Source organism: Pedobacter steynii (genome assembly GCF_001721645.1).
GTDB lineage: Bacteria > Bacteroidota > Bacteroidia > Sphingobacteriales > Sphingobacteriaceae > Pedobacter > Pedobacter steynii_A.
The window spans coordinates 713,815-733,448 of sequence record NZ_CP017141.1; the positions used below are offsets into that span (position 1 = coordinate 713,815).

The 19,634-nt window shown below is 43.8% G+C and carries 8 protein-coding genes; 1 reads left to right on the plus strand and 7 read right to left on the minus strand.

The window, feature by feature from the left end:
* Positions 1-67 precede the first annotated feature (67 nt).
* The 7 genes from BFS30_RS02980 to BFS30_RS03010 form a co-directional block, all read right to left on the minus strand.
* The gene (locus tag BFS30_RS02980; protein ID WP_208603025.1) at positions 68-2,143 is read right to left on the minus strand and encodes a glycoside hydrolase family 2 protein; all 2,076 of its coding nucleotides are present in this window, start codon (positions 2,141-2,143) and stop codon (positions 68-70) included.
* A gap of 15 nt (positions 2,144-2,158) precedes the next feature.
* Complete coding sequence (locus BFS30_RS02985) at positions 2,159-3,598, minus strand: alpha-L-fucosidase (RefSeq protein WP_069377912.1); 1,440 nt, start codon at positions 3,596-3,598, stop codon at positions 2,159-2,161.
* A gap of 29 nt (positions 3,599-3,627) precedes the next feature.
* Positions 3,628-5,544: a heparinase II/III domain-containing protein gene (locus BFS30_RS02990; protein WP_069377913.1), complete on the minus strand. Its 1,917-nt coding sequence runs from the start codon at positions 5,542-5,544 to the stop codon at positions 3,628-3,630.
* Between the two features lie 90 nt (positions 5,545-5,634).
* Positions 5,635-7,377, minus strand: a complete 1,743-nt coding sequence (locus tag BFS30_RS02995) for a RagB/SusD family nutrient uptake outer membrane protein (protein WP_083251927.1) — start codon at positions 7,375-7,377, stop codon at positions 5,635-5,637.
* Between the two features lie 9 nt (positions 7,378-7,386).
* Complete coding sequence (locus BFS30_RS03000; RefSeq protein WP_069377914.1) at positions 7,387-10,440, minus strand: SusC/RagA family TonB-linked outer membrane protein; 3,054 nt, start codon at positions 10,438-10,440, stop codon at positions 7,387-7,389.
* Positions 10,441-10,464: 24 nt separating this feature from the next.
* Entirely contained in the window at positions 10,465-12,105 is a 1,641-nt protein-coding gene (locus BFS30_RS03005) for a RagB/SusD family nutrient uptake outer membrane protein (RefSeq protein ID WP_069377915.1), read from the minus strand.
* 17 nt (positions 12,106-12,122) lie between these two features.
* Entirely contained in the window at positions 12,123-14,987 is a 2,865-nt protein-coding gene (locus BFS30_RS03010; RefSeq protein ID WP_083251928.1) for a SusC/RagA family TonB-linked outer membrane protein, read from the minus strand.
* A 516-nt stretch (positions 14,988-15,503) separates the two neighbouring features.
* On the opposite strand from BFS30_RS03010, the gene BFS30_RS03015 reads away from it, so the two are divergent.
* A complete protein-coding gene (locus BFS30_RS03015) occupies positions 15,504-19,598 on the plus strand; it encodes a hybrid sensor histidine kinase/response regulator transcription factor (protein WP_069377917.1) in 4,095 nt (1,364 codons plus the stop codon).
* The last annotated feature ends 36 nt before the right edge of the window (positions 19,599-19,634 follow it).

Here is a 19,634-nt window from a genome sequence, read left to right on the forward strand (position 1 = left end):
CCAGGATTCCTGGAATCATTTCAGCATAAAAAAATCCACTGATTTTATCAGTGGTTTTTTTTATTGGTTAAAACGACCAGTCGATCTGGTCTTTTACCACTTTATCCTCTTTTCCGGCTACTGCTTCAATATGGTTTTTTCCTTTTTGAAGTTTCACATTTTCAAAGACATAATGAACGTCTGTAGTCCCTTTTTTAACGCCATTGATCTTCTTACCATTGAGTGTTAATACCGGTACACCCACATTCGAGTATACCGTTACCGTAGTCAGGGCATTGGTTCTTTTTGTATGTCGCCTTCCGGTGAGGTATACCATAGGTTCCGGGTTCCAGTTCGCTTTATACCAGTAAAAAGCATCCTTTTTCACCTTACGGTCATAAGTAATCAGTCCTTTCATATTTCTGGCAGGTACCCCGCCACCATTTGCAGGAGGCACCGCAAAATCAAACATATTCCAGATATAGGAAGCTGCGATATAAGGATGTTTTTCAATGATTCCCCATTGAATTTCATGGAACTTCTGCTGATAAGCTTCCGGCCAGAACTGCCCCGAAGGGTTGCCGGTATCTCTTTTGACTTCTTCCTGCTGATCAATATTCGCTTCTACACCATACTCTGAGAGTACCAGCCTGTTGTCCGGGTATTTCTTTTCCAATCCGGATACCCATTGTTCCAGATCTCCGATACGTCCTTCATACCAACCGTAATAACGGTTCATTCCCTGAATGTCCGCATTCAGATTGGTAGGCCTATCCATTTCTCCATAACCACTTACACTGACCGTATAACGGTCAGGATCTTCCGTTTTCGAAATATCATCCAGGTCCCGCGTCAAAACAGCCGTATAGTCATCGGGAGTTTTTCCGTACACTTCATTATGAAGTCCCCACACATAGATAGAAGGATGGTTATAGTTCTGACGGATCAGTTCTCTCAGCTGATGCTGGGCATTTGCAGCCTCTTTGCCGGAAACGGCATTCACAAAAGGAATTTCCGCCCAGATCACAAAGCCCAGGCTATCGCATTTGGAATAAAGGTATTCCGATTGCTGATAGTGGGCAAAACGGATCGATGTTGCCCCCATTTCCTGAATATCCTTTAAATCGGCCAGATGTTGCTCATTTGATAAAGCATTTCCTTCGTCCTGTTTATCCTGATGGCGACATACCCCCAGCAACCGATAAGGCTGATCGTTCAAAAAGAAGCCTTTGCCTGGCTTCATCTCAAATTTCCGAAGCCCTAAAGGCTGGGAAACTTCATCCAGCACCTTGTCCCCATCTAAAATACTTGCCACCAACCTGTAGAGGTATGGATCTTTAATTCCATTCCAAAGGTGTGGATTAGTCAGATCCAGGTTTTTGGTAAAGATCTGTTCTCCCTGTGTAGATACGCTGATCGGACCATCTTCCTGTTTTACGATTTTGCCACTGGCATCATAGATTTTTGCAGATAAGGTCAGATTCGCCGCCTTATCCAGTTTATTCTCCAGTTTCACTTTTACCTGCACTTCCGCAGACTTTGCCGATACATTTTTCTGACTGATATAAATTCCCGGCGAGGCAAAATCCGTTACTACAATGTTCAGCTTATTGGTAATGATCAGCGATACCGGCCGGTAAATCCCGCCGTATATTGGGAATAAACGGTTGTTCACCGGAATCACATCCTCGCGTTCCTGATTGTTTACCCGAACTTCAATTTTATTTTTCTGTCCGTATTTCAATGCATAGGAAATATCAAATGCAAAAGCAGAATAAGAACCTTTATGTTCACCAATGAGCCGGTCATTAACATATAAACGGGATTCCGAACCTACTCCTTCAAAACGGATAAATACTCTTTTACCCTCCCATCCCGCATCTGCAAGCAGTTCCTTTTTATAAGTCGCATCACCTGCATAAAAACCATTACCAGACTGGATGTCCTTATCATTCCAGGTATGGGGAATGGTAACATTTTTCCATTTCAGGTCTGTTAAAGCTGCATCCCTCCGGTTGGCATCTTTTTTAAACTGCCAGTCGTTATTTATTGCAATTACTGTTCTTGCCCCTTCTTTTAACTTCGTTTGCGACCTTACTGCCAGGTTAAGCAGCAGCATAAATGCAGCAAACATCAAAAAAGATCTCTCCCCTTTTATCATCATATCCGTATTTCGTTTTTAAATTTTAGCTTTCTCGTATTTAACCCCATTGCTTTGTTGTCCCGGAGCGGTTTCCAGCACAATGACAAATGGTTGCGGGTGTGTTCCTTTTTTCAGGTGCAGAAAATATTCATCCCCACTGATCTGCTCCGGAGTAAATGTTTCTGTTGCATCTGCCAGCAGACTGGCTTTTTTGATCACCGTTTTAGCTGGTGTTTTAATTCTTAAGGCACCGGAAACCGGAACATTGAACACCAGCATATAGATTTTATCCGTTCCGGTCTTTTTGCTGAAATAACCCCAGTCCTGTTTATCATAACCGGCATAACCACAATTGTAAATGGCTTGCTGATTAATCTTCATCCAGTCGCCGATTTCTGCCGCCAGCTTCAGCTCTTCCTGACGAATGGAGCCATCCCCTTTCGGGCCAAAATTGAGCACAAAATTACCGCCCAGCGAAACACAGCGGGCTGTCATTTCGATCAGCTCAAGACCAGTTTTAATGTGCCCGTTCCAGGCTGCATTATAGCCCCACTGATTTTCAGGAACCGTCATTACACAGTCCCAGTCATTACCATGTACATCTTCGATCCGGGAGGGGATTTTTCTTTCCCAACCCTGTTCATAATCTCCCATCAATACTCCGTTGGAATCAAAATGACGTTTTCCATTTTCATCTGCCCTGAACCGGCTGCCAATTATCAGTCCCGGACGCAGCTTGCGCATTTCCGTCTCCAGTTCATCTGCAAAAGCAGCTTGTTTCACCCATGATGTATCCCATGTTCCATCAAACCAAAGTCCCTTAACTGTAGGATAATTCGTCAGCAATTCGATCAGCTGATTGCGGGTAAATTTCTTAAAGCGCTCAAAGGCAATGCTGTCTTCTTTGCTTTTAATGTCATAACGCCAGTCGGGATGATTCCAATCCATGACAGAAAAATACAGGATCACATCAATTCCTTCCTGGTCATAAGCATCGACTACCGCTTTTACAATATCTTTTTTATAAGGAGAATTCGCCACGGTATACTTCGTGTATTTACTGGGCCACAGGCAAAATCCATCATGATGTTTAGTCGTAAATGTGACATATTTAGCCCCCATCTGTTTCGCTGTTTTCGCCCATGACTTCGCGTCAAAAGCAGTCGGGTTAAAACTATAATTCAGGGAATCGTAGGTAGATTTCGGAATCCCGTTCCAGGACCTGATCCATTCTGCCGCTCCGTTATATTGTTTTCCATTCCAGGCCCCGCCTGGAATGGCATATAAGCCCCAATGTATAAACTGACCAAGACCATGGCCCCTCCACTTTTCCATGGCGGCATCTGTTCTTTTTCCTGTCCGGTGTGAACCATGCAACAGCGTCACTTTTTCTTTAACCGGGGCCTGCTGAGCAGCTACCGGTTGCAAATTAATCAGGCTTGCAAAACCCAATGCTGCAATAATTAGTCTTTTCATTATTTCTTTTGTGTGTTGGTATAAGATGATTATTTTTTATAAAACTTAAGGACCACCCTATCCTTAAGTAATTTGCTTTTAGAGATTAACCGTACCCGATATACTTTTTCGGCCCAACTTTTCTTCAGCCTCGGATCTTCCAATGGCTGCTCTTCAACTTTTGTCTCAAATTTCGAAGGATCATATTTTAAGGCTAGTCCTGTTTTACCGAAAATCAATTCTCCCGGCTGTTGTTCTACAGGTTCAGCTGTCATAAAGTTCAATACCGACGGAGCAAGGAATTCCCTCAGCTCATACTGCTCTTCCAGTGTCAACACTTCTTTCCGGGGATAAAAATCCAGCCGGCGTGTCCATTTATTTACCGCAGCCTCGGCTGGATAGGCATTGGCCAGATCCAGTTGCAGACTTTCCTGATCAGACCGATGTGTGTACGCAAAATTCCGTGCCGCATATTTCTTTCCATCCGACTGCTGAACTCCATTTATTTCCGGGCAATTGTGCCATTGCGATTGCAGGTTCCACAATTCATAACGTTGTTTACTAAAGGTCTTGCTCGTATAAGTCCCCACGCCAACATCGATGATGGCCGGTTTGCCATCCATATAGATGATAAAATTACCAATGTCATTATGGTTATGACTTTCGGCATTGTGCCCTCCTTTTACCGCTACAAACATCCCCTTAGTACTCCCTTCAACGGAACGCATGGTCAGTACCTGCAGTTGCTGAAGTAAGGAAACCTTCGGATAAGGTGCAACAGCCGGGACCTTCAACAAGTCTGAATAAATTCCCAGCGATTGGACAAAAGAAGTCACATCAGAAGAAGGAATTTCCTGCCCTTCCTGCTTAAACTGAAAGGCAGCAAACTGTTTCAGAACCGGATCATCGAAAAGTGATCCATATTGATAGATGCTCTCAAAATCCGGAGTCGAACGTGCCGTGGCATCCGCAAAATTCACCATATAATCATCGGCAATGTGCATCTTGTAAATGTATTTGCCCATTTCATGAATGAGCGGTTTATCTTTCCAGTCTAGCTGACCCTGAGTAGCACTGTTTAATAAGGTCAATAAGCGGATCAGCTTTCCTCCTGCTTCGCCCCAATAACTCGGGCCTTCATCACAGCCACCATCCAAGGGATATTGGTTGATAAAATGATCCGTACTGCGCATTACTTTTTCAGTAAATACGGATAAGGAATCCGGACTTTTCATCGTCAGCAATGCAGCATGCATACAATTGGTATTCACCCAGGCGTTCCAGTTGTTCACCGGGTTACCCCTAAAGCCCATCCACCAGAAGTTACTGTACTTCCGGTAAGGCTGAAAAATCCTTCTGTCCAGTTCCGACAGGATCCTTTTATTGATCACTTTTGAATAAGCACCTAATTCGGGGGCAAGCAAGTGTTGAATCATGGCTACCGTTACTCCGGTACGGCCCGCATTCAGGTCAATATATGGTTCTTCAGGATCCGGTAAATCAGCGCCCAGTTTTTGCACTACCACATGTGCCGGAGCCACCCAGGTACTCTCTTCCAGCACCAGCCAAAGGCCATTTACCAGTTGAGGAATAAAGCGGCCTTTTTTTTCTATCAGCTCAGCAATGGCCAGGTTAGACAGTTTTCTTCTTCTTTCAGACTGCAACTGCTCATAATTTGTCCTCGTCCCGGTATGTTTATAATCCAGATACAAGCTGGCAGGCAAAGAAGGCCAGGTATAAGCATTGGCCTGCTCAGCCCGTTTGATGAAAGTTAGTTTTAAGTGCTCAGGAAGGGCATCAATCTTTTTAAAGGTTTCTTCGCGCTGTTGCCTTCTCCAGGTTTCGATCTGACTAAAATCAGCACCTTTGCTAAATTCGGCCATCAGCCAGTTCCTGGGCGCAGCCTCTTGTCCGGATGCAGACCCGAATACCAGAATCAGAATAAAAAACAACCAACTTTTTCTCATTTTTTTCCTTTTATAAGCTTAAGCAGCCTTCGTTCCTGCATTAAACAGAAACGAAGGCCGAACCCTTAAGTTAATTATTATTACCACTCTTTACCAGCCCGGGTTTTGAATAAACAGGTTGTTTTTATTCATTTCTCTGAGCGGGATCGGGTGATAATACATTTGAGGACTGTTAAACTTCCTCGTTTCAAATGTAGTCCTGGCTCCGGTAAAGGTATTTCCAGTTTTTGTCCAGCGCATTCCTTCCATAGGTCCATTTAAAAGTGTTTCCGCAGTTTTCCATCTAAAGATATCAAACAGACGATGTCCTTCTTCGGCAGCAAATTCAATGCGTCTTTCATGGCGGATCACCGCACGCATCTGCTCTTTGTTCATGCCTGGAGCAATCTCAAAAGGCATTAAACCAGCACGTTTACGTATCGATTCAACCGCCTGATAAACCTCCGCATTTGGTCCCTGAAACTCATTTGTTGCTTCTGCAAATTCCAGCAGGATATCTGCATATCGGGAAACCACCAGGCCAATCTGACTGGTTACCCCATAATTTCCACCCGCATTTTCATTACAGAACCTTCTCCAAAGGTATCCGGTTACCGTATTATAAGGTGCCGTTCCCATTCCATCGCCGGGAGCCAATGCATACAGGTCAACCGGTTTTTTGGTCTGACTTGTACGGTCCAGCCAGGGTGCCTGGTTATAAATCACTGTATAATAAAACCTGGGATCCCGGTTGAGGTATGGTGTGGTTGCCACATATCCTGAACCTGGTTCAGTAATGAGCTTGCCGTTGCTCATGGCATAATCATCTACCAGTTGCTGCGTAGGATTTCCATAGTTCTGGCCTCCACGTGATGCAGGCAGCAGGTATTGCTCGTAAAAGCGTCCGGTATTCATCATGATCTGGAAGATATATTCTGAATTTTTACGCTGGATGCCCATATCATAATATCCATAACCAGGAGCAGTTGCATTGTCTTCCACCAGGCGGTAAAGGCCAAGGTTCATTACGTCTTTTGCCGCATCAGCAGCTTTTTTCCAGCGACTGGCATCATAGCTTTCATAGCCGAGAATTGCTTTCAGCGGTCCGGAGTTCGGGTTGTTTTCATTGTAAAGCGGACTTGCGGCCATCAGCAATAATTTTGCTTTCACCGCCAGTGCAGCCCCCTTCGTTGGCCGGCCAAAATCTTCAGGTAAATGTTCCAGTGGCAATATCGCAGCCACTTCATTCAGTTCCTTCTCGATATAGCTCATGTTCTCAGCGAAGCTGTTTCTAGGCAATAAAAAATCATCGCTAAGGCTGTATTTCTTATCCCCAAGTAATGGAACACCACCAAAAGTTCTCAATAAATGATAGTAAGCATAAGCCCTTAAAAATCGGGACTCCGCTTTTAATCGTGTCTTTTTTAAGGTAGAAAGCGGCGCACGGTCAATGTTATCCAGGAATACATTGACCCTTCTCACCATCGCATAAGTATTGTTCCAGGTGGCCAGACTAAAACTATTGTCTGCACCCCCCGCCACATTTGCCAGGTTAAAACCCTGGGAGAAACCGCTTGACCAGCGGGCTTCTCCATCATCAGAAGCATCAGAAAAAGCCCATATCCCCCCGCCTGTGGTTCCATTCTGCATAAAATAGGTTCTGTGGAGTTCTCCATATACAGAATTCAAAAACTGAATACTTAAGGCGCTATCTGCAAAAACAGTCTGTTCATTGATCTGCCCGATATCCGTAGGATCCAGGAAACTTTTATCGGTTGCTTTTTTACATCCGGCACTCCATACTGCCAGACCTAAACCAGCAGCGATCATAGTATATTTAAATAATCTTTTCATGGTTTCTTCTTAAAATGTTACTTGTAATCCAAAGTTGACAATCTTCATCTGAGGATAATTCTGATAAGCCTCTACACTTCCTCTTTTGGACTCCGGGTCTACATCATAGATTTTCAGCTTATTAAAAGTGAGCAGATTAAGCCCGTTCGCGTAAAAACGAACGTCTTTTAAGTGCAGGCGGTCCGTAAGAGATTTCGGTAAATGATACCCTAGCTCAATATTTTTTAAGCGGAGGTAATCGGCAGGCCTCAACCAGAATGTGGAAGCATCAAAACTTACCCCTCCTAGTCTTGGGTATTCAGCAGTTTCTCTGGTTTCCGGTGTCCAGCGTTTCAGGTGAATCGCTGCCGGTATTCCGTTTACGTTTCCAATCTGTAACAAGGTATTGGAGCTGATGCTGCTCAACCCCGCCCCCTGTAAGAGGAAAGAAAAGTCAAAATTCCGATAACTGAACCCAGCAGAAAAACCATAAGTCAGTTCCGGAGTCTCCGGTTTTCCGATCGCGGTGATGTCATTTCCATCAATAATCCCGTCGCCGTTTACGTCTTTGTATTTCAGGTCTCCAGGTTTTACGATTTTTCCCAATACCTGTGGGCTATTGGCCACATCGGCATCATCGTAATAAAACCCTTCTGAAATATAGCCATACAACTGACCTACCGGACGTCCTGTTCTTTTCAGGTTCGGCGCTACCGCAGCAGGCTCATCTCTGAAGAGAATTTTATTTCTTGCAAAAGAAGCGTTGGCACGGATGAAATACTGAAAATGATCATTTATCGCATTCCTATGGTTCAGTTCTACCTCAAAGCCTTTATTACTTACTTTTCCCAGGTTAACTGGTGGCAGGGATAGGCCGGTATATCCGGGAACAGTCTCCCTTGCGGTCAGGATATCATACCTGAGGTGGTCAAAATAATCGGCGGTAACTTCCAGTTTGCTGTTAAACAACTTCATGTCTATCCCGATATTTGCTTTACGTTCCTTTTCCCAGCGTACATCATCATTGCCCAATGTTCCCGGTGTTACCCTTGGTTGTCCGGTTGGACTTTCCCCAAAATAATAACCGCCACTGGCAACTGTATAGACCTCATTATACAGGTAGCGATTGCCCGTTACCTCGTCACTTCCTACTGTTCCATAAGAACCTCTGAATTTCAGGTAATTGATTACTTTGATGTTGTCTTTAAAGAAGGGTTCTTCGCTAATGTTCCATCCACCGGATATGGCAGGGAAAAATCCGAACCTGTTTTTAGATTTGAAACGGTCTGAGCCATTGTATCCGGCATTAAACTCAATCAGGTAACGCGATTTAAAATTATAGCCCAATCTACCTGCATATCCCTGGAAGTTGCCAGGTGCATCAGAGCCCTTAATGTCTCCTGTCCGGTTGGTCAACACCAAACCATATACATTGTGTTGTCCGAATTGTCTGTTGTAATTCAGGATCGCCTGAAAGTTTAACCTGCGGAAAGGCATTTCATAATCACCACCCGAACGCACCAATGGTTCAATTCTCAATAACTCCGGATAAATCGGGTCCAGGGTATCCGTTCCCGGGATCAGGGAATACACCGGAAAACGTCCGCGGGTGAGCTGCCTGTTGAATTCTGATTTATTGGTATAGGCCACGACTCCTTTCAGGGATAAACCCTCTGTGATGAAGCCCAGCTTATGTTCAGCACTTAGGTTCACATTCAGGTCATTGCTGTAATTCCTTTTATATCCTCCATATTCCAGGGCACCTACCGGATTGAGCGATCCGCCTTTTACCCCGCCATAACTTCCATCTGCATTGCGCACCGGATACACCCATGGGCCAAGTAATCCACTGGAAATCCTACGCCAGAAAGGAAGTGCACCTCCTGCCATCGGATCAGGCAGATTCGGTTCATTCACCTCACTGAAACGGGTAGAAAGATCCAGTTTCAAACTTAGATTTTTGTTGACATCCAGGTCAACGTTAGAGCGGATATTGTATCTTTTTAAATAATAATTGTTGTCAAAATCTTCTTTTCTGTCGATATCCTTCAGGATTCCGTTCTGGTATAAGGAACCGGCGGAAATAAAATACCTGAGGCTATTTGTTCCCCCATTGATGTCGATGTTATTGCGCAATTGTACGGCACTATTTTTCATCACTTCATCGTACCAGTTTACATTTGGATAGCGGAAGGGATCATCGCCAAGGCGGAAATGTTCCAGCGCCTCATCACTTACCAGACCAGGATAAGCAATTTCAGGATCCAATCCTGAATTGATGGCCTGCTCTTTAAGCAATTGCAGGGATTGATAGGAATCCAGTGACTTTCTCAGGATGGTAGGCATCTGAAGACCTGCTTCTGTACGAAAAGTAATTACTGCAGGTCCTTCTTTTCCCCTGCGGGTCGTGATCACAATTACTCCGTTCGCACCTTTAATCCCATAAATCGCGGTAGTTGCAGCATCTTTAAGGATAGAGATGCTTTCCACCTCATTCGGATCCAGCTGGTTCAGTTGCGCATATTGATACTCCACATCATCCACGATTACCAAAGGGCTATTGCTGTTACCTGCAAATGAGCTGATCCCACGGATGTAAATATTGGCTGCATCTTTTCCCGGTTGTCCGCTGGTTTGTTGCTGGAACAATCCCGGCAACCTTCCTGCCAGTGAGTTCTGGATACTTGCCGCCGGACTTTGACGCAGTTCCTTTCCGGTAATGGTAGCGATGGAACCCGTATTTGTAATTTTCTTTTGTTTCGCAAAACCAACTACAACCACCTCATTCATCTGAGAATTGTTGTCGAGCAATTTTACACTGATGGCGTGGTCATTTCCTACAGTAATCGTTTGTGTATCATAACCAATACTGCTTATGGTGACTTGTTTTGTGGCAATCTTCAGGCTGAAATTACCGTTACTATTGCTGAATGTTCCGTTTTTGCGGTTTGCCGTTTCAAAAATGGTTGCGCCGGGAATGGGAGCACCATCTTTATCAGTCACCTTACCGCTCAATACCAATTGTTGAGCGAATGCCATAGTGCCCAGGCACAGCATAAAGCATATAAGAATTATCTTTCTCATTATTTCTGTGTTTGTTTGGGGGAATTAATACGTATATCCTGGATTTTGAGTCATGTTTGGATTGGTCTGGATTTCCGAATAAGGAATCGGGAAAAGGTAGTTTTTCGACGCATCGAAAACGGCGGGTGCAATATCCAATATGGTATAGCTAAAAGTCCCGTCTACATTTTTAACAATATTCATCCCTTTCAGCGGGCTATTCAACACCTGTTCCGCGATTTTCCATCTCCTGATGTCCCAGAACCTTTGCTCCTCGAAAGCCATTTCTATGCGGCGTTCATTGATGATAAGCTTGCGCATCTGGTCTTTTGTGATGCCTGCGGCAATTCCATACCTGTCGTCGGTTCCGGCAGTAATCCCTGCCCTTTTGCGGATCGCTTTTATGGCATCCAGTACTTCGTTAACCGGGCCATTGAGCTCGTTCATTGCTTCTGCATAATTCAATAAGATTTCTGCATAACGGAACAGAATTACATGGTGATTCTGGTTGCTATAGGTACCTGAATTTTCGAACTTACCCATAAATTTACGCAGGTAATAACCTGTTTTTGTTTGCGTTCTGCTTCCTCCCGGGCGGTCCAGACCACCATTAAAAGTCTCTAGAGGTCTGCTCAGCCACTGGGTCGTGTTGAACATAATCGTTGCTCCAAATCTTGGATCTCTGTTTTTATAAGGATCAGCGGCATCATATCCTGAACCTGATTCCTGTGGCATTTTGCCGTTTTTCATCGGGAATGCATCTACCAGGTTTTGCGTAGGACTGGTGGTTCCATTCCCCTCCGTATACCCGATTGGCCCATTACTGAGCTCAACACTCTGGTTCTGCGCCTGTTCTTTCATGAAAATGATTTCCTTATTCTTCACCGCATTGAACAAGGCTATAAAATCTGTTCCCAGTCCATAGCTGCCCAATTCCATCACGTCCTTTGCAGCATTTGCGGCAGCTGTCCATTTTTGCGGATCAGCGTTGTGATTTAATAAAGGGCTTGCACGATACAAAAGAATGCGTGATTTTAAAGCCAGTGCCGCTCCTTTATTTGCTCTTCCGATGTTCTGGTCTGTGACTGTTTCCGGTAATAAAAGATTTTTTACCGCCTCAATTTCTGAAAGGATATAATCATAACATTCATCCGCTGTATTTCTCTTCAGGTTGACGTTATCATTAAGACCAAATATTTTATCACCGACCAATGGCACACCAGCCCATCTTTTCACCAGTTCAAAATAAAAGTAAGCACGAAGGAAACGCGCTTCTGCTTTCCATTGTATTTTCAGTTCAGGTGTAGTAGGTACCAGGTCTATTTTACTCAGGAACATGTTTGCCCTGCGGATACCAGTATAATTTCTTGCCCAGGTATTGTCAGGCACATTCTGTCCCGAAACCAGTCCGGTTCTGAAGCCCTCCACGATACTCCCATTCTCTGAGGATACCGCATCATCGGTACCTACATCCAGAAAGTTCCCAAATACCCTGTTGTATCCATCAGGCAATTGCAGATAGGTACCATTGAGAAACTGCTTGGCATAATCTGCATTCTTATCTATTTGATCAAAAACCAGATCTTCTCCTATTCTTTCCAGGGGTTCGGTTTCGATTGATTTGGAACAGGAAGCTATGATGACAACCAAGCTCAGCCCTGTAATTATATTTTTTATACGCTTCATCGCTTTAATTTTCAGGTTTAAAATTGTAGGTTGATTCCAAAATTGAAGACACGCTGATTTGGATAATCCCAGCTCACTACTTCCGGATCTACCCTTTCCAATGGTGTAATGGTCAGCAGGTTGCTGCCATTGACGAAGATCCTTGCCCTGTCCAGTTTAATGAAGCTGATCCAGCGCTGCGGTAAAGAGTAGGCCACTTCCACATTCTTCAGGCGCAGGTAACTTCCATTCTTTAACCAGAAAGAAGATGCACGCTGGTTATTGATGTTATTTCCTACTGTCAGACGCGGATAAGTAGCTGTACTGGCGGTTGCAGGAGTCCAGCGGTCCAGGTGATGAGCAAATGCCTGTCCGGAACCACCTAAGCCAAAAGATTGAAACTCGTAGGTACCCGCGCCATTTACAAATACATTTCTATTGCTTACGCCATTCCAGACCATAGAAAATTCAAAGCCTTTGTAATTAAGTCCGGCAGTAAGTCCATAAAAAACCATTGGTTTTGTGCTTCCCAGCGCCTGTTCATCAAAAACATTGATTACTCCATCCCCATTCAGGTCTTTATACCTGATGTCGCCCGGTACCGCTTTATACCCATCTATTTTAGCACTGTTGTCAATTTCTGCCTGATTTTGAAAGAATCCATCGGCCACCACTCCGAAAGGCTGGCCTGCCGGAAGTCCGGTTCTTTTCATCCAGTCGTAAGGTCTGATGACTTCATCCATGTAGTCTACCTTACTTTTGCTGATGGAGGCGTTTGCATTTACAAACCAGTTGACCTGACCAGTCTGGCCATGATAACCTGCTGTCAGTTCTACCCCGCTATAAGTTCTTTTTCCGATATTCTCATTCGGTCTTTCGTTTCCGATAATGGCACTGGCATTGGTTCCCCTTTGTTGTAAAAGACCACTGTAAGCATTGTGATAATACTCGGCCGAAAATTGAAGTCTGTTTTGAAATAAGGCGATATCCAGGCCAACATTCAGCTTATCGGTAGTTTCCCAGGTCAGGTTAGGGTTGGCCAGAACCGCTTCAATGATAGAACCATTTCCAGTTGCCGGGCTGCCAAAATATACGCTGGAAGAAGCATTATAAAACTGATCGTATACAAAATATCCGGCTCCGTTATTGTCTGCACTACGTCCATAACTTCCCCTTAATTTCAAGGTATTTAAGTTTTTGAAAGATTGCATAAAATCTTCTTTTGAAAGGTCCCATCCCAATCCTGCAGCCGGAAAAAATCCCCATTGATGATTTTTTTGATAGCGGTTCATTCCCATATAAGAAGAGACCAGCTCGATGAAATATTTTTTGCTGTAATTGTATTGAAACCTTGCTGCCAGTGCAGAGTTGTCGATACTCATATCAGCACCGTTGACAAAAGTATCCATGTTATAATTCAGGGAAGCATTGATTTCATGGTTTCCGAAAACCCGGTCATAGCCTGCTAAAAATTCCGCATAAATCTGCCTGTTGGCTACATTTTGTGTGGAGCTGTTGTTTTGGGAGCCATCTGTACCATATTTGATGATATCAGGGTTTCCTCCCGGAATAGGTGTATATTGATAAACAGCAAAGGATTTACTGCGGTTGATCAGTTCTGAATAATAGGTATTGAACGATCCTTTACCTTTTACATACAATCCATCCAGCAATGCATCCAGTTTTTGTTTCAGGCTGAAATCAACGCCCAGATTGCGGTTATAGGCAGGTCTGTAACCTGAGCCAACCACCTGTGCATATAAGTTATTGGTAAATTGCTGGTTTCCTCCAAAGCTGCCATCCGGATTGAGCATCGGATAAGCATTATTAGGCGTCCTTAACAGGTTGTTATAAATCAGGTCAGTTCCGGTAAGGCCCAATAAAGTAGCATCTATAGCTCCCGGTTCATTCCCATTCCGGATTCTTCCAAAAATGTTCAGGGAAAGCAATAGATTTTTAGTCAGGTCTGCATCTATATTCGTTCTGAAACCATATCGTTTAAAGGAATTGTTCGTCTCATAGCTATTTCTTTTGGCATCCGAGACAAAAAAACCATCCTGACTCAGGTAATCCAGGTCTACAAAATAACGTGCTTTCTCATTACCTCCGGAAAAGTTCAGGTTATAACGTTGCTGAGTTGCCTTTTTCTTCAGGATGCTATTGTACCAGTCTACATTAGGGTACAATACCGGATCAGAACCATCTCTGTATTTTTGTATCGCATCAGGAGTATAAATCGGTTGTTTTCCATCATTTACCAGTGCTTCATTAAAAAGCGTGGAGTAGTCTGCCGCATTTAAAAAAGAAGGCAGGTTCAATTGTTTCTGGATACCTGTTTGTGCGGTGAAAGAGATTTTACGGGGCGCTACACTTCCTCTTTTAGTCTCAATCAGGATTACACCATTGCCACCCCTCATACCATAAATAGAGGTTGCCAATGCATCTTTTAATACCGAAACTGAGGCAATCTGCTCCGGGTTAATGCTGTTTAAATTTCTTGGTACCCCATCGACAAGGACCAATGGATTTCTTCCCCTTAAAGAAACCGAGGCCGCATCTTCCCCGGGTTTGGCCGAAGGCTGCAGCAGGTACAAACCTGCGAATTTCCCGTATAGGGCTGCTTCGATCTGTGCTACCGGAAAGCTAAGCAGCTCATTTCCGCTCAGAACCCCCTGAGATTGCAGCAGCTGTTCTCTGCGTTGCGTACCGAACAGTACCGGAACGACACTGGCTGGTTGTTGAAAGGAATAAGAACTCCTGACTGCTTTCCTTGCAGAATCGTTCAGTGCTTTCTTATGGAAAGTACTATCCTGGGATTGGGCAAAAGCACCCTGTTGAGCTGCTGCCAAACAGAGCATCCCCAGTCCCAAATTTCTAAATGAATAGCGTAGTTTTTCTCTCATATATCTGGTTTTAAGTTTTGGTTGATATCGGTGATATCAGATATTGCTGAGTTGAAAACCAACCCCTCGCTGTTGCGACCAAACAACAGACAAGGGGAATTTCCAACTTAACCTAATTGTTGTTGATTGTTATTACAGCAGGCATTTTGTCGTTATGCCCCTGCTCAGGAAATCTGCATCTATAAAAGGTCCTCAATGCCGGCATAGCCTTGCATCAGGAAGAGGATGGGTTACTGCGCCCGTGTATGAGGGAATTGAATTTGTTTCATGGTTTGGAGGTTTGGTTAGTTGATTGATTGGTTGGTTAGTTGATGGCAATTGGTAATTTTCGCCGTACCAAAGCTGTAGGATTATTTCTTTGAAAAAGATGAATATTCTAAAAGAAAAGGTAGAAAAATCAAAAAAAAGGCCCTTTAGCAACAATTCAACAATATTTCGTAGATAATAAGGATGAATAATCGGATATTCATGGCTCAGCTAAACCAATATTAAAATCCTGTAGGGGGGGAACAAAATATGAGATTCATTAAAAGGAGCTTTAGTTTACCATTGCTTTCCTTTCTTATTTTTTTACAGGTCATCACCTACGCGCAGCAGGACATTCGTTTCAGCAACCTATCGCTGGAAAACGGACTCTCGCAAAACTCCGTCATGGCCATTACGCAGGACCATCAGCAATTTGTATGGTTTGGTACCAAACATGGATTAAACAGGTATGACGGATACGAGTTTAAGGTTTATAAAAATAATCCCAACGACCCTAAAAGTATTTCCAGCGATGAGATTACATCCATACTGACCGATCATGAAGGTGTACTCTGGGTAGGAACAGTTAAGGGGCTGAACAGATACGATTCAAAAAATGATGCCTTTATACAGATCACGGCCAATCCTAAAGTTAAAAACAGCATCAGCAGCAATGCCATTGAGCACATTTATCAGGATACGCAAAAAAACTTATGGATTGGTACTTTACGTGGTGTCAACCTGCTCAGTGACCGTAAAAAGAATGAATTCAAAACTTTCCTGTTTAAAGATGTCTCTACAAACCGGGGAATCAATAGCATTTACGCTACCTTAAGCGATAACAATAATCATATCTGGTTGGCAACCAGCGATGGCCTGATCAGGATGAATATCAAAAATGGCCATTATCATATCTACCGGCATGACCAGCGAAAAACGGGAAGCCTGAGTTCAAACTATATCACCAGTCTGGCCAGGGACGCCGAACAGAACCTATGGATCGGAACCGACAATGGGCTCAACCTCTTCCATCCTGCCGACACTTCGTTTTCCGTCTATCAGCATAGTAAAAACAGTAATTCGCTGGTTCATAACGATATTCGTGAGGTTATGCCGGATCGGAAAGGGATGTTGTGGATCGGTACACAGGAGGGATTGAGTATTTTTGATCCCAGAACCAGGAAATTCATCAATTACCGGCATGATCCGGAATTAAAAGAAAGCCTGAGCCATAATTCCATACACAGCATTTTTCAGGACCGGAACAACAGCATCTGGATTGGAACTTTTTATGGGGGCGTGAATATCGTGCATCCCTTCCCCACTGCATTTCATGCTTATAAAAACAGCAAATTGCGGCCCAGCATCAGCAGTAATATTGTCAGCTCTATTGTCGAAGATCAGCGGAACAATTTGTGGATTGGTACCGAAGGCGGTGGCCTGAATTATTACAACAGGAACGACCATACCTATACCTATTATAAGATCAGCCTGAACCATAAACAGGGACTGACTTCCAACCTGATCAAGACCATTTGCAAAGACAGAAACGGGAACCTGCTAATAGGTACACACCATGGCGGATTAAACCTTTTCAACCCCACAACAGGAACATTCAGGTCTGTAGTTAATGTGAAGGACGATAACCAGACCATCAGTACCGCAGAGATCATTGCCATTTGTGAAGATCGTGCCCGCAACATCTGGGTTGGTTCTTACTCCGGGCTGAACCTCCTGAAGATGACAGACGGGGTACCCGCAGCAACAACGGTTAAAAGTCCTCTTGAAAAGAAGCTGCAGAACAAACGCATCCAGTTTCTGTTTGAAGACCGGGAGCAGAATCTTTGGATTGGTACACAGGGAGGACTGCATGTGTACAATCCTGACACAAAGGAGTTTCGTTATTTCCTGAAAGACAAGAACAACCGGGATAAACTTCAATCCGATTACATCAATTGCATCATTCAGACCGCAGCAGGAGATTTAGGTATAGGAACATATTTCGGCGGACTGAGCATATATAATCCCCGAACTAAAAAGTTTAAAACCTATACCGAAAAAGAAGGTTTATCCAATAATAATGTGCTCGGGATCATTGAAGACGATGCCCATAACTTATGGATCAGCACTGATAATGGCTTATCAAAGCTAGATCCCCGGACCGGAAAATTCCAGATTTATACCAAGAGCGACGGGCTTGCCGGAAATGATTTTAATGTCAGGTCCTATTTCAAAGACAGTAAGGGAGAACTTTTCTTTGGCGGTTATAACGGCCTGACCTCCTTTTATGCGGAACAGATAGCGGTTAACCGCAACCCAAGTCCGGTTGTTTTTACCGGATTAAAACTATTTAATCGTCCGGTAGCCGTAAATGGCCCTGATCAGCTGTTGAAAGAAGATCTGATCAGCAGTAAAAGAATCACCTTTGCTTATGATCAGAATCACTTCACCATTGGTTTTGCTCTTTTAAATTATATCAAATCGGACAAAAACAGGTACGCTTATAAACTAAGTGATTATGACAAAGACTGGAACTATACCAACGAACCCAGTGCGACTTATTCCAACCTACCTTCCGGTCAATATACCTTCCTGGTCAAAGGGGTCAATAACGATGGCATTGCTGGTGCGGCACCCGTAAAGATAGAAATCAGGATCAAGCCTCCGATCTGGGCCAGTTGGTGGGCATATTGCATATATCTGCTGATATTCGCGGCAATCCTCTTCCTTACCATCCGTTATCTGGTTATCCGTGCAGTCCTGAAACGTTCCGTAGACCTACAACAGATGAAGCTCAGCTTTTTTACCAATATCTCTCATGAAATCCGCACTCCTTTAACCCTTATACTGGGGCCGCTGGAAAATCTGCTGAAGAGCACTCAGGATAATATAGAACTCAACAGACAGGTGATTCCCATAAAGAACAATGCAGACCGTTTAATGCGGCTGATTACCGAATTGATGGATTTCAGGAAGATGGAAGCCGGTCATATGAAATTAAACGTTCATGAAGGTGATATCGTGACTTTCAGCAAAGAAATTTTTCTCGCTTTCAGTCAGATGGCTTTACACCGGAATATCCATTACAATTTTGAATGCCAGCAAGAATCCATCACCCTGTATTTTGATAAGGACCAACTGGAAAAGGTATTGTTTAATCTACTGAGCAATGCCTTTAAATTCACCCCTGACGAAGGAAAAATCACACTTTCCATCCAGGAATTCACTGATTTTGCAGAGATTAAAGTGCTGGATAACGGAAAAGGCATCCCCTATGAAAGTCAGAATAAACTGTTTAGTGACTTCTTTCAGGTTGATGAACATGGATCCAGTCATATCGGTTCCGGAATAGGCCTCGCACTTTCCAAAAGTATCGTCAGCTCGCACTATGGAAAAATCGAAATCCAAAGCCATCCCGCCACCGCCGAAAAGGCGGGTGATACCTGTTTCACCGTTACCCTTAAGAAAGGAAAGGCGCATTTTAAACCCGCCGAACTGATGGAAGCCATAGCTTATGAACTCCCTTCAGAAAACCATTTCCCGGCTCCGGTGAGGTTACCTTCAGCCGCGGTTGAAACCTCAACACCAAACACGCCTTCTGAAACCATCCTGATTGTAGAAGATAACCCGGAGATCAGAACGCTCATTTCCTCCCTGTTGAACAATCAATATCAGATAGAAGAAAGTGAAGATGGATTAAAAGGCTGGGAAAAGGCCATAGAAACCCTTCCGGATCTGGTGATATGTGACATCATGATGCCGGTAATGGATGGACTGGAATTGTGTAGAAAATTAAAAGAGGACGAGCGGACCAGTCATATTCCGGTGATCTTGCTAACTGCCAGATCTACCCACATTCATCAGGTAAGCGGCATGGAAACCGGAGCTGATGCCTATATTACGAAGCCATTCAGTACCGCACTGCTGGAACTTAACATCAGGAATCTGATCAACTCCAGAGCAGCAATGCGCCGCAGATATGGGCAACAGGTTACCCTTCAACCACAAAATGTAGTGATCGGTTCAACCGACCAGGCTTTCATTTCCAGGGTACTGAAATATATAGAGGAAAACATGGCTGATCAAAGCTTTGGGGTTCCGGATCTGGCTTCGGAAATCGGAATGAGTCAGCCTGTCCTGTACAAAAAAATCAGGGCGATAACCGACCTTTCTGTAAACGATTTTATCAAGTCCATCCGTTTAAAAAAGGCAGCCCAGCTTTTAGAGCAAAATGTATATACCATATCCGAGATTTCTTACCTGATTGGATTTAATGATCCCAAATACTTCAGCAGGGAATTCAGAAAACAATATGGGGAAACCCCAAGAGGTTTTATCAATAAGCTCAAAGAAAATCATTCTTAAAAAGCTGAAGGAACAGCGTTCCTTCAGCTAAGATTA